The 13,732-nt window shown below is 42.8% G+C and carries 8 protein-coding genes and 1 pseudogene; 2 read left to right on the top strand and 7 right to left on the bottom strand.

Translation table 11 applies throughout. The annotated features are described in order from the left end of the window. Window positions 1–573: 573 nt before the first annotated feature. Both KW548_13260 and KW548_13255 read left to right on the top strand, forming a co-directional pair. Window positions 574–786 (top strand): cytochrome P450, encoded by a 213-nt coding sequence (locus KW548_13260; GenBank protein ID QXX06082.1) that lies wholly within the window; start codon window positions 574–576, stop codon window positions 784–786. A 162-nt stretch (window positions 787–948) separates the two neighbouring features. Then, entirely contained in the window at window positions 949–2,769 is a 1,821-nt protein-coding gene (locus KW548_13255) for an FG-GAP repeat protein (protein ID QXX06081.1), read from the top strand. 618 nt (window positions 2,770–3,387) lie between these two features. Here the strand turns inward: KW548_13255 and KW548_13250 are convergent. The 7 genes and pseudogenes from KW548_13250 to KW548_13220 form a co-directional block, all read right to left on the bottom strand. Continuing rightward, window positions 3,388–3,543: a hypothetical protein gene (locus tag KW548_13250; GenBank protein QXX06080.1), complete on the bottom strand. Its 156-nt coding sequence runs from the start codon at window positions 3,541–3,543 to the stop codon at window positions 3,388–3,390. 202 nt (window positions 3,544–3,745) lie between these two features. Then, complete coding sequence (locus KW548_13245) at window positions 3,746–3,955, bottom strand: cold-shock protein (protein QXX06079.1); 210 nt, start codon at window positions 3,953–3,955, stop codon at window positions 3,746–3,748. Window positions 3,956–4,195: 240 nt separating this feature from the next. Further along, a pseudogene (locus KW548_13240) lies at window positions 4,196–4,396 on the bottom strand (IS3 family transposase). 101 nt (window positions 4,397–4,497) lie between these two features. Then, on the bottom strand, window positions 4,498–5,748 hold the full coding sequence (locus tag KW548_13235) for an MFS transporter (protein QXX06078.1): 1,251 nt from the start codon (window positions 5,746–5,748) through the stop codon (window positions 4,498–4,500). 52 nt (window positions 5,749–5,800) lie between these two features. Next, window positions 5,801–7,990, bottom strand: a complete 2,190-nt coding sequence (locus tag KW548_13230) for a thioester reductase domain-containing protein (GenBank protein ID QXX06077.1) — start codon at window positions 7,988–7,990, stop codon at window positions 5,801–5,803. Continuing rightward, window positions 7,897–10,290, bottom strand: coding sequence for an AMP-binding protein (locus KW548_13225; protein QXX06076.1), 2,394 nt, complete (start codon window positions 10,288–10,290; stop codon window positions 7,897–7,899). Before KW548_13225 ends, KW548_13230 begins: the two co-directional genes overlap by 94 nt. Before the next feature lie 4 nt (window positions 10,291–10,294). Then, window positions 10,295–13,732, bottom strand: coding sequence for an amino acid adenylation domain-containing protein (locus tag KW548_13220; GenBank protein ID QXX06075.1), 3,438 nt, complete (start codon window positions 13,730–13,732; stop codon window positions 10,295–10,297).

The following is a 13,732-nucleotide window of genomic DNA, read 5'->3' as shown; positions in this document are numbered from 1 at the left end:
TACATTAAGTAATGAATAGAGGGCTATTTAGATCATCGAACCTAAATGATTTTTGTCCAAAAACGCCCTAAATCGTTCGTCACATCTTGGTAAGTTTTACTTTCTTGGTGGGGTATCTCTTCTCAGCCTTAAACAATAGCAGCCGTTTTCTGTGACGGCCTTGTCTAAACCTCATTCTTTACTCGACACATTGTTAACACATCTCTTTACAAGATACTGATTTTTGACCAGTTAATCGGCCTACGCGCTGAAAGCGTTGACTCTTCTGAACCCCAGCGATATCCTGCAAAAGCACTGGCAAAATCCAGTGCCAGGATTGAACCCCTGCAACTTACACATGGCGCATTGATGCCGGCTGAACCTTAGCCTTCATCATGTGCGGCCTCGGCGCATCCGTCGAAACCTGAATTGCTTAGTTATTGCGCAATTCAATTCGGTATTACGGTGGGCTGGGCGAGGCAGCTTCGGCTGGCCGTTTCCATGTGTGCGGTAGGTTCAACCTTGTTCAGTTCACCACCCTTTGTTATGGGGTCTCTGTGTGGTGATGGAAATGTTTTCCTGTTGGAGGTTACCATGCCAAAGCTCACAGATGATCATGTTCTGAAAGTCCTCAATTCTATTTGTTACCGTATTCACACCGAGCCTGAATCGATTCGCTCCCATATGCGTGATTTATCGACGCTGCTCAATGGGCCCGACCCTAAACAAACGTCCAAATACAGCTGGCTCGAAGCGATTATTAGACCTGACCCCATTATATTCTTACAAGTTCGAATTCGGAGGTAACTTAATATCAGCCAAACATAGGAGATCTGCCACCCGAATTCACACTTTTAACGCAAAAGCAATAATAAACCGCCCAAACGCGCTATATATATTTGTCCAGGTTTGTTAGCTTTGATGCTGATTTTCTTTGTTAAAATTATTAATTAATTCCTAAATAGTATTATGTTCATATCAAATAAAAAAATTACAATAGCGTTGTCAGTTGTGTTGATGTTGGCTGGTTGTTTATCTCGTAGTACAACGCCTAATAAAATATCATTAGAATTTGACCTAATCACAATCTCACCATCAATGAACGACAAGACAACAACTTTTACATGGATAGCTTCTGACAATGCCAATGAATATTTACTGTGTAGAAAAGATGTATCAATGCCAAAGTCTTGTGATGTACTCGCAACATCTACGACTACTAGCGTCATCGTAAATGATATTGGTGTCATCAAAAATTTAACATCTGAATATTTTGTTATTGCAAAGAATTCTTCTGGTGAAATTGTATCAAATAAAAGGTCCTTGACACCTCAAGAATTAACGCCCCTCATTCAGTACATAAAGGCCTCCAACACTGATTCTGGTGACGCATTTGGTAGTTCAATCGCCTTATCATCTGATGGCAACACGCTAGCTGTGGCGGCGCCGTATGAAGCTTCTGGTGGAACGGGGGTCAACTCCGGTCACCAAGATGACAATAATGCTGAGATTGGTGGCGCGGTTTACCTCTTTCGGTATAGTGCATCCACATGGATTCAGGAAGCTTACATAAAACCTGAACTTGGTGATAACTTTGGTAGTGCAGTCGCCTTATCATCTGATGGCAATACGCTGGCTGTAGGTGCGTTTTTGGGAGGAATGGCAAAGGTAAGCGGAGTTAAATCTGGCCACCGAGATAACAATAATGCAACCAAGTCTGGCGCGGTTTATCTCTTCCGCTACAGTGCATCTAAATGGGCTCAGGAAGCCTACATCAAGGCCTCTAATGCTGAGTATGAAGATAGGTTTGGCCATTCAATCGCCTTATCATCTGATGGCAATACTTTGGCTGTGGGTGCTTATGGTGAGGACTCAATTGGAACGGGGGTCAACTCTGGTACTCAAGTTGACTATAATAATTACAATTCTGGCGCGGTTTATCTCTTCCGCTATAGTGTATCTAAATGGGCTCAGGAAGCCTACATCAAGGCTTCTAATACTGATGGTAATGATAGATTTGGTCACTCAGTCGCCTTATCATCAGATGGTAATACGCTGGCAGTGGGGGCGCTTGGTGAGGGTTCAAATGGAACAGGAGTCAACTCGGGTACTGAAGCGAATTATAGTGCATCTGATTCTGGCGCGGTTTATCTCTTCCGCTACAGTGCATCGAAATGGGATCAGGAAGCCTACATCAAGGCCTCTAATACCGATCATTATGATAATTTTGGTAACTCAGTCGCCTTATCATCAGATGGTAATACGCTAGCAGTGGGGGCGTATGGTGAGAGTTCAGATGGAATTGGAGTCAACTCTGGTACTGAAATTAACAATACTGCAACCAAGTCTGGAGCGGTTTATCTCTTCCGTTACAGTGCTTCGACATGGACTCAAGAAGCCTACATAAAGGCTTCTAATACTGAAAGGGGTGATAGGTTTGGTTATTCAGTAGCCTTATCGTCAGATGGTAATACACTGGCTGTGGGGGCTATTTATGAGGCTTCAGATGGAAAAGGGGTCAATTCTGATGCTGGAGCTAACAATAATGCTGCCAAGTCTGGCGCGGTTTATCTCTTCCGTTACATTGCTTCGACATGGGCTCAAGAGGCCTACATAAAGGCTTCTAACTCCGAGTATTTTGATTACTTTGGTTATTCAATCGCCTTATCATCAGATGGTAATATGCTGGCTGTGGGGGCGCCCTACGAGGCTTCAGATGGAACAGGGGTCAACTCTGGTAATGAAGAAAACAATGGGGCTTCCACGTCTGGCGCGGTTTATCTTTATTAACTCGATGTTACTGCATGAATGTAACAATTTATTGTATCGGCACTTAGTGCGCATCTAAGCCCACAGTGTTGCTAGTGTTATGTCATCCATCGCACTAGCTATCACAACTTAATTTGCCATGCCTGTAGTTATCCATGAATTATAAGTTTAGGGCAAAGTCTTATGGTGCCTGTCCCTAAATCACTTTATGTTGCTAGGTTTGATCAAACCAAGAAGTCATATCACGTAACCAACATCTGGGACTAGAGTTAATAGTGCCCTGCCGCATAGGCAGTTAAGAATCAAAACCATCAAGTTTAGGCTTGATGGTTTTTCTTTTTAGTTTGCTGGCAAGATATGTGGTTTAAAAATCTCCACTCCTACTTGCAAGTCAATCACCCAGGATGGACTCATTTCTGCCCCAAAGTGTGTTAAAGGCTGAGGTGTATGGCCCCTATACTCATATTCTGATGACAACAACGCAAATCTCTAATTAAGAAATTTGACTATAGTATAGAACGAGAAAGGGTTATCATCTGACCATCTTTTACAAACTGTACATTCAATATGATAAAGTTTTTTTAGTGTATGATTCGCACTTTTTTAACTTAAACCAGATCTTCTTTCTACCTTGATTTTTCAAAGTAATTCCTCCAAAACAACACCAATCTGACCATTAGCAATCCTTTGGAGAAGGCTATTCATCTTTGTTTTTTTATTTATTGATGTTTCTTTATTTTGAATAGATTTGTTTTTATTATTTCTATTCTCATTATTAAATATTTGATTAGACATATTATGCCCCTTTATAAAAAATATAATTAGGGTGCACTGAACATAAGTATTATTTTAGGATAGGGAAATAAGGAGATTACAGAGAGAAACTTGCTAGGGATGACGCTGGAAAACTATCTTTATATTTTATCTTGAAACAACTCTTTGTCAGAGCAACTACCTCGCCTTACGATGACGAGGTAGTTTAAATTCAATTGTAAGACTAAATAGTCGTTACATTTTCTGCTTGAAGGCCTTTAGGACCTTTACCTACAGTAAAGGAAACCTGATCGCCTTCAACAAGCTTCTTAAAGCCATCACCTAAAATGCTTCTGAAATGAACAAATAAATCATCGCCATTTGCTTGAGAAATAAAACCGAAGCCTTTAGTTTCGTTAAACCACTTTACTGTACCAATTACTTGATTAGACATATTATGCCCCTTATAAAATTAAAGTTAAGGTGCACTGAACATAGGTATTATTTTTAGGATAGAGCATTAAGGAGATTACAGAGAGAAACTTGCTAGGTATGACGCTGGAAAACTTTCTTTATATTTTATCTTGAAACAACTCTTTGTCAGAGCAAGGGCCACTATACAGACTAATTTAAATAAAGATACCTTTATTTTAAATTAATTTTCATATCATCTATTCACACGCATGTGTAGTGGTCAACAAATTCCGGACACAGATTTAAGCCGATTTTCGGCATCCACTGGCGACAGCCCACCATTATATTGATGGGGCCAGAGTTGGCTGTAATAACCTGTGATATAACGAATTATATGCTCTCTTGCTTCGCTAAAACTACGATAACCCGGTACTGGTATCCATTCTGTTTTTAGACTTCTGAAGAACCGCTCCATCGGGCTATACTTATCGTAGTAAGTAAAGCAATCAAGGTCTTGCTTTAGATGATATAAAAAGAAAGACCTTAATGTGTTATTTGGCGAATTAGCCCAAAAAACTATTATCAGATAGCTTCGATTTTATTGAGATGAGATGCGCGTTTTTGCTGCAGATACAATAACCAGAACGATAATGCAGCCAATGTTGAGGCTCCAGCAATAAAAAGCCACGCGCTTTGGTAGCCAAAATCGTCAATAAATGAACCCATAAACATATATGTTGGCATAAGTCCTATATTTCTTATGGTAAGCAAAATACCGCTGATTCTTCCCCGGTGACTAGCAGGTGATTGATTGGCAATGTAAATACCTTCTTTGGTTAAGAGCAGAACCTCGGCGGCGGCAAGAAAAAACCACGCAACAAACTGCATTGGGATGTTTGTATAAGAGACGACTAAGCCATACCCGACTACAAAGAGAACTCCTGACATTGCTAAGCTATTAAGTTCGCTGTGTTTAGAAGTAAGCCTCATTAGAATGGGAGTAATAAGCACGACGGCAATACTAGCAAAAGTCATTAGCTGACCAAACAGAATTGCACCCTCTTTGTCAAAGGTGTGGCTGTAATACAGGGGGCTTGTTAAGGTCATTTGGTTAAGAGTAAACCAAAGCAAGGTACATAAAACACCAAAAACAATAAGGCGAGGGCGTTCTTTGAAGACAGACCAAACTCCTCCATCGATATTCTTTTCTAGTTCAGATACCTCTTGTTCATCTTCAATATTAACGGGTTTAGCTTTGACGTAGAAAGCCACAACCAGTATCCCAATGAAAATAGCTAAACCATTTCCCCAATAAACCCACTCTGTGTGATTCCAGAAAAGATATCCAGCTATCACCGGACCAACCCCTGAACCGAGATTATAGGCAAGATAGCTTAACGACATAACTGCATCACGGTTTCCAGGATTCGAGTGATCGGCAACTAATGCATTACTAGCTGGTACTGCGATACCTATGAAAAAGTATCCTAGGAACAATAACCCTGGTGCAACCAAATGGTGCTCTGCAAAAAAACCACAAGCGATAAGGACTAAAGCCCCAAGCAGCTCACCAATTACCATTATATTTTTATGGCCATATGCATCAGAAAGTTTGCCACCAAGGAGGCTACCAACCATGTAGGTACCAGTAACAACCATGACTAACGTACCAGCTACCGAGGTCGAGTAACCCTGTTTTTGAGTTAGCAGGAGAACCATGAAAGGTATAATAAAATTGCCTAATCCTAGAATAAATCTAGCAATGGCAAGATAATAGATATCTTTCGGTAATCCTTTATATAAGGAAAATAAATTACTAATCCGTTGTAGCATGCTTAAGCCTTAGTTTTCTATTGTTGTCATGAGTTTTCATTAGTTATCAACCCTAATAAAAATAATTTTTAAGGAATCTGTCATCGATAGTTGGGACATGTATACCTATGCTTTCTAGACTCTCTTGAGTTAATTTCGAGCATATTTTTGGTGCTCCTCCCTCAAAGGTAATTTGATTTAATTCATCATTCGACATTGTAAAGTAATGCCTTATGAAATAAGGAACAGGGACAGACTTTCCTTGTTCAAGCTGTACTTTTAACTGTTTTATAAAACCTTGGAAGCTGATCAGCTCAATACTATTGTTTGTGTGATTGTTGTACTTACAAATAATGTCTTTTAAGTTCAATTCATATGGACTTGCTAGGTGAAACACTCGCTGTTCCATATCACCTTGCTTCATCAATGACACGGAAGACCTTGCTATATAGTCAACAGGCAGAGTACTAACGTCGATGTACTGATCATCGAAGGCCACCCCCGATAGTCGACATGTTCTGAGCAATTGGGAGAACCACTGTGTAGGTTCATTTTTTCCATGTTTCTGATCACCACCAATTAAACCAAGCCTAAAGATTTTACAGTCTAGGCCTCGAGCGATGGCTTTCAGAATTAATCCCTCTGATATCCATTTTGTCGAGCAGTAACCTTCGTCATTTTGGTGATACTGTATATCTAGTGGTGTGTTTTCATTAGCAACGCTTTGTGTTGTGCGGGTAAATATACCGACAGTAGAAAAAGCCGCCAGTTTTTTGTTTCTGCTCGTACAGCAAAAGCGGAGTATCTCGGCAGTACCAGTGACATTTGTTGCTTTCATGGTGTCAAATGTAGCAAGGTGGTGCATGAATACGGCCGCATGATAGACCGAACCAATTGTAGCCGCCAAGGAATTGTACTGTTTGGGCGGAATACCTAGGAGTGTTTGCGATAAATCACCAAGAACAATATGAATCCGAGGCTTGAAGCTTGCGTCCCAAAGGTTGTACTCCTCAAGCCCAACAATCAGTCTTTTAAGTGCACTTACTTTATCATTACCTCGGAGTAAACAGAAAACGTCTGCGTCTGTATTTTTCAGCAGTTCTATTAATAAGTACTTGCCAACGAACCCAGTAGCACCAGTTAATAGGATATGTTTCTGGGAGGTGAGAGTCTTGTCTTTAGGCAAAAGAGCGACTTTTGGATCAAGCTTCGTCTCCTGCTCCCAAGATAGTTTTTGTGTTTTAAAGGCATTTTCACATAGTGCACGTATGGTTTTCTTTGTATAGAAATCCCTTACTGTGTATGTAAGTCCCAGTCTGCTTTGTATCGTTTTGATGGTTTGAAACACCAATAATGAGTTGCCTCCAACAGCAAAAAAATCATCATCTATTCCGATATTTCCCTGATTTAAGACCTCTTGCCAGATAGTACAAATCGATTGCTCTTGTTCGTTTCTTGGTGCAGCATACGTAGAGCGTTGTTCGAATACAGCTTTAGGCAGCGCTGAAACATCCAATTTTCCATTGATGGTGAGAGGAAGAGTATCTAGCTGAGTGTAGCTATTTGGGTGCATAAACTCAGGTAGTCTATCTGCTAATGTAGTTTTTATCGAAGTAAGATCAATTTCTTTACCAGTCTGACTCACTATATAAGCTGCCAGGTGCTTTGGTTCACTCTTTTGATAAATCACGACGGCATCGCGAATAAGTGGGACATCGAGTAAGACTTGTTTTATTTCGGAAAGCTCTACTCTCTGTCCTCGGATTTTTAACTGAGAATCTGCCCTACCTGCATACTCTAAATTTCCATTGGAGAGGCGCTTGACCAGGTCCCCAGTTTTATATACACGCTCGTGTAGTGAATTGGGATTGGTGATCAGTGAAAGGAATGGATTGGGAGCAAATTTTTCGTGTGTTAAGTCAGGTAGGTTGATGTATCCCAATGCAACACCAGGGCCACTGATCCAAAGTTCTCCTACCGAATTGACCGGCGCCAACATTCCATTTTTCGCAACCACATAAGTAATATGATCAGGAAACGGTTTTCCAATTATATTGCCATCAGTTCCATTACGCGGTTGGTATAGAGTTACTTCACCAGTTTCGGTCGGTCCATAGTAGTTAATCGTATTAATGGCTTGAAGATCGAGCTTAGATAAGTGCTCATTGCTTAAGTTCTCCCCACTAAAGTACAGCTTTTTAGGCCCGTTAGCGTTATGTTTGCCGCATATAGAGCGGAGAACTGTGATGGTACTAGATGACAAGCAGTAATCCCATATGCCTGAATGATGTTGGGCAGATCGAAAATATTAAAATCAGTCGGGGAAACGACTAGTGTTGCCCCGACGAGAAGGTGAGCAAAAATATCAGATACCGAGACATCAAAAATATAATTGGTTTTGAATAGGTACGTATCACCCTGAGTTTTACCCTTTTCAGCCATATACAAGTTGCGTGACATACTGGAATGATGGCTAATGGCAACCCCCTTAGGGCGTCCAGTCGTGCCAGATGTGTATATGATGTATGCCAAATCACTGGTTGCACAGTGTTGAGTAGGATTGACTTCAATACCAGATTCTCGGCATCGCTCTGATAATACCACTTCTGGGCATAGACTTGTCTCTCCACAGATGGCATCGATGAATGAGCAATGAGTTTGGTCAGTAACAATCATCGAGGCACCTGAATCGTCAATTAGGTATTTTACTCGATCTCTTGGGTGTTCGGGTGATATGGGAACGTATGCCGCACTAGTTTTCAGTACTGCAAGTATTGAGATCAACATTTCACTTCCCCGATCTAAGTAAAGTGCTATTCTCGACCCCGCTGATATCGGTTTGCCATAACGGCCCTGATAAGTTTGAATGAGTTCATGAGCGAGTTTGTTTGAAAGAATATTCAGTTCACTATATGTAAGCGACTCTTGCTGAAAAACAACCGCCGTTTTGTTAGGTGAGAGCAATACTTGCTGTTCAAAAGCCTGAGCCAATGTCATTTCTGAGCGTTGGAGGTCAACATTACTTGGGATAATAGTCAGTAGCTGCTTCTTATCTAATGCATCTAGAAACTCGATCTGTTTTAACCGTTTTTTAGGTGATTTTACGAATTGCTTTAATACCCGCACATACACTTCCGAAATCTGATTTATGCAGTGAGAAGCAAAAAGGCTTGTAGCATAGTTGAAGGTTAGACTCAGCTCATTTGAGTTATCGCTTACATAGAGACTCAGGTCGAACTTGGCAGGGGAATAGACACCTGACTTACTATCTAATTGCACAGGAACCCAGGGTAAGCATTGTGTGTCTTCACCAAAATGCTGCAAGGTAAACATAACTTGAAAAATAGGATGGAGCGCTGGATTCCTTGCGATTTCAAGAGAATCAACCAACAAATCAAACGGTAAGCTCTGATGCTTTTTAGCCTCAGCCACCGTTTGGTGTATTTTTCCGATCAATTCCGATACGGTGTGCTGATGATCTAGTTTTGCTCTCATCACGATAGAGTTTGCAAAAAAACCAATCAGTGACTGTGTTTCAGGAAGTGCTCTATTTTCTGAAGGAGACCCAACGACTATGTCATCTTGGTGGCAAAACGCACCTAAAGTGACAAAAAAGGCACTCAACATGACAGTATATAATGTTGTTCCTTGGTTTCTGGACAACTCTCTGAGGTCATTGGAAAGGTTGTGGCTTAGTTTTAGTTTTAAATCATTTCCGCGATAATCGAAATGTTCCGGGCGCTGGTAGTCTAAAGGCATGTCTAGTTGAGGTAACTCCGCAAGTTTCTGCATCCAGTAGTCTAAATGGGCCTGCTCTTTTTTCGAACAATGGAAAGTCTCATTCTGCCATCGTGCATAATCTGAATACTGGATAGGCAGTTTTGGGAGCTGTGGAGTTGAGCCATTCAATTTAGATTCATAAACGGTGGATAGTTCATTAATAAATAGATTTGTAGACCAACCATCAGTGGCAATGTGATGCCAGACAAACAATAAATACGCTTCTCCACCGACGAGGTAACGTGTCACCTTTAGAGGTATTTCTTCAGCTAAGTCGAATGGTTGCTGAATGCGATACCGCATGGCGTTGTACCAGTCTGTTGAGGATTTACATGTAATCGAGTTAATTATTATCGTTTGATCGATTGGGATCTGATAGTCAAGCCCCTCCTCTGTTGTTTTATAGATGGATTTCAGTATGAGATGTCGGCTCGCGACCTCATTGATAGCAGCTTCAATTTTCGCTATATCTGCGTGCTCTTCCAATCTAACTAGATAAGGGAGGTGATATGCACTTGTCCCTTGCTCAAGTCGCTCGATAAAAAGCAACCCTTTTTGAGCGTATGAAAGGGGCCAATTCAACTCTGGGTGTAACTGAGAGAAATCATCTTGGCTCGTTATCTCTAAATCGGTGAGATAAGTAATTAATGACTCTTTGTGCGCCTTGAGCTGGGCGACTAACTCAAGATCGGCACTATCAGATGAAAATGCAGCCTTTAATGCATTTTCTTCGACCCAAACGGCAGCATTGTTTTGTTTAATACGGTTTATGAGTTCTTGCATGGGATTAGATCTCGACGATGCATTGATTGTTATTTGCGTTCAATGAAGGCGCTATGTGGAGGCTCTCTATATTTGGATTGACCAAGCTCTGAGCGAGTGCTTTTATCGTGCTCTCAGTGAAGATCAAAGACAGAGGAACTTCAGTCCCCAAGCGTTGTTGAAGTAACGAACTAACTCTAACTGTCGAGATCGAGTTACCTCCAAGTCGGAAAAAGTTATCTTCGACACTGACTTGATCCACCCCCAGGACCTCTTGCCAAATCTCACATAAAGTGCGCTCTAGTGGCGAGGAGGGCGCGACATATTCACGTGTCGAGTGAATGTTAGGGGCTGGTAGGGCGTTGCGATCAAGCTTGCCATTGATCGTGACGGGAAGCTTATCCAAATAGGTGTAGCTTACCGGCAACATGTAGCTCGGAAGATGCTGTGACAAAGTTGAAGCCACGGCTTTCTCATCAAGTTCCTTTTTACTGTGAGTCACAATATAAGCAGATAGCGCGGGCTGTTCCTGAACCTCAGTAACAGTGACGACGGCATGTTTGACATCTTCGAGCCCTGCAAGCCTTTGTTCTATTTCCCCAAGCTCAATTCGTAAGCCACGAATTTTCACTTGGAAATCATTGCGGCCTAAGTACTCTAGGTGCCCATCAGGGAGCCAACGAACGAGGTCACCAGTCTTGTATAAACGCGGGGCTTGCCCATCAGTGTCAAAAGGGTTGGGAACAAAACGTTCTTGCGTTAGCTTCTCACGATGAAGGTAGCCTCTCGCAACGCCAACCCCGCCAAGGTATAGCTCACCCGGTGCACCCACTGGAACGGGTTTGCCTTGTTCAGATAAGACATAGAGCTGAATATTATCAATAGGCTGACCAATCGGAACACTGGTGCCTTTCAGCTTCTGACAGTCATAGTAAGTCACATCGATGGACGCTTCTGTTGGACCGTATAGGTTGTGAAGCTGGGCCTGAGGATGGCGTACTTGTTTGAATAAGTCACAATGAGTAGCAGAGAGCGCCTCGCCACTGGCAAAAACCCAGCGGACTGATGCTGGCAGCGAGCGGTCTTGCTCAGCTAAAAACTGGCCAAAAACCTGCAGCATCGAAGGTACGAAGTGCAGCGTTGTAACTTGATGTTGAACTATCGCCTGACAGAGTTGCTGTGGGTCCTTATGGCTATCTGGCTCAGCCATCACGATGGCCGCACCAACCCAGTTGGCCCAGAGCAGTTCCCATACCGAGACATCGAAGACGTAAGGCGTTTTTTGAAGCACGCGGTCGGCTTGGGTTAGCGGATATTGCTTCTGCATCCAGTGGATGCGGTTGACGACCCCATCGTGCTGTAGCATCACGCCTTTAGGTTGCCCAGTGGTGCCGGACGTGTACAGTATGTAGGCAAGGTCACTCGGTGACGAGTGCTCTGGAAGGTTGCTGGTTGGATGCTGCGCAAAAGCCGCGGCATCATCGATCGCAAGAACAGACGGGGGAGTATCTAACGCTGACGTCCACTCTTCCAGTTTCGGTGTCAGCGCCTGCTGAGTTAGCACGATTGACGTCTGGGTATCTTGAACCATGAACAGGGTTCGTGCCTGTGGAAACTCAGGTGCCACAGGCACATAGGCCGCTCCCGCCTTAAGTACAGCCAGTATAGCCACCACCATTTCCAGACTGCGCTCAAGATAGAGCATCACTGGTGTGTCGGGCTCTAGTGGGCGCCCATGCATATGCTGGTAGTTTTCCCGGATGGCATAAGCGAGCTGGTTAGCACGATGGTTAAGCTCCTGATAGGAGAGCTCTTGATGCTGGAAAATCAGTGCGGTGGCATCGGGAGTTCGCTCGACTTGTTGTTCAAAACATCGGTGTAAAGTGAGGTGCTTTGGAAACTCGCACTGGGTCTGGTTCCACTCAACCAAAAGGGTGTGCTCATCTTGCGGTGACATACAAGGTAACTCGGCAAGTGACTGCTGTGGGTTGGCGACAAACCCCTTAAGAACCTGCAGATAAACCGATGCAAAACGCTCAATGGTTGACTTCTCAAACAAGTGGGTTGAAAAGTTCAATACGCCGCTTAAGTTGCTTTTCGCGTCGTCGATGGCTAGGGTCAGGTCAAATTTCGCTGCGGTATAGAACGCATTAGTGCCTTGTGCATTGAGCGGCTCAAATGGCAGTGCTTGAGACGCTCTCCCAAAGCTCTGTAACATGAACATCACTTGAAAGATAGGGTGACGAGATAAGTCTCGTTCTACGGCAAGCTCATTGACGATGCGGTCAAAAGGCATATCTTGATGCTGTTTTCCATCAAGTACTGTTTGTTGTACTTGTCGTATAAGACGCTGCACTGTCAAGGTCGGTGTGACATGATTTCTGATCGCAATCGTGTTGGCAAACAACCCAATGATGGAGTGGGTTTGCTCGTTGTGCCGATTATCTGATGGGGTGCCAATGACAATATCTTTCTGTCCAGACAATGTCGCTAAAGTGACGTAGAAGGCACTGAGCATAACGGTGTATAAGGTGGTTTCTTCTGATCTCGCGAGCTCTCTGAGCTGGTCAGACAAAGCAGCACCAAGAACAAACGCGTATTCGTCACCGTCATAGCGGACCTGTGTAGGACGCGGCATGTCAGTAGGCAGTGACAGATTTTGATAACCTTTCAAATGATCTGACCAGTAGCTACTGAGTGAGGTTATGTTATCACCCGTAAGATAGTCACGTTGCCACTGAGCAAAGTCTGCGTACTGGATAGAAAGTGGTGGCCATTGAGGCTGCTGCTGCTTGCTGAGTGCAGAGTACGCACATGACAGCTCATCGAGGAAAATCTCGGTAGACCATCCATCAAATGCAATATGATGCCAAAGGAACAGCAAGTACTTCTGCTCACCTTGGATATAATGGTGAAGTCGGAACGGGTACGTTTGGGTTAGGTCGAAGGGCTGTGAGATATCACTCCTAATGATAATGTCTAGATCCGCTGATGCGTCAATCGTCGCTGAATACAGCGGGATGGTGCCAGGTACGTAGCGTTGAACTTCTCCGAGCTCGGGATGCTCTTCGTAGACGGATTTTAAGATTTGATGGCGTTCTGCAATCAGATTAATTGAGCTTAAAAGTAAATCTAGATTTGCACCGTGCCTCAGCTTTACTACATGAGGGATATGATAGGCGTTGGTACCGTTTTCCATTTTCTCAATGAAAAGCAAACTTTCTTGTATGAAAGACAAAGGCGAAAACTCTGAAGTACACTTAAAGATAGTTTTGCGATCAAAGTCTATTTGGGAAAAGACGTTATTTTCTTTTAGAAAATGCAATAAGTTTTCTTTGTTTGGCTTGATAACGTTGAGAATGAGCTCCATCGCGGAGTCGTCCTGATAACAGAGTTCTAGATTATTGTCATCGACCCAAAGTGAAATCTTAGCTTCTTTTATTTGTCTAATTAATGGCAACAT

Source organism: Vibrio neptunius, from assembly GCA_019339365.1.
Taxonomy (GTDB): Bacteria; Pseudomonadota; Gammaproteobacteria; order Enterobacterales; family Vibrionaceae; genus Vibrio; species Vibrio neptunius.
This window is presented reverse-complemented; position numbering and strand designations above follow the sequence as displayed.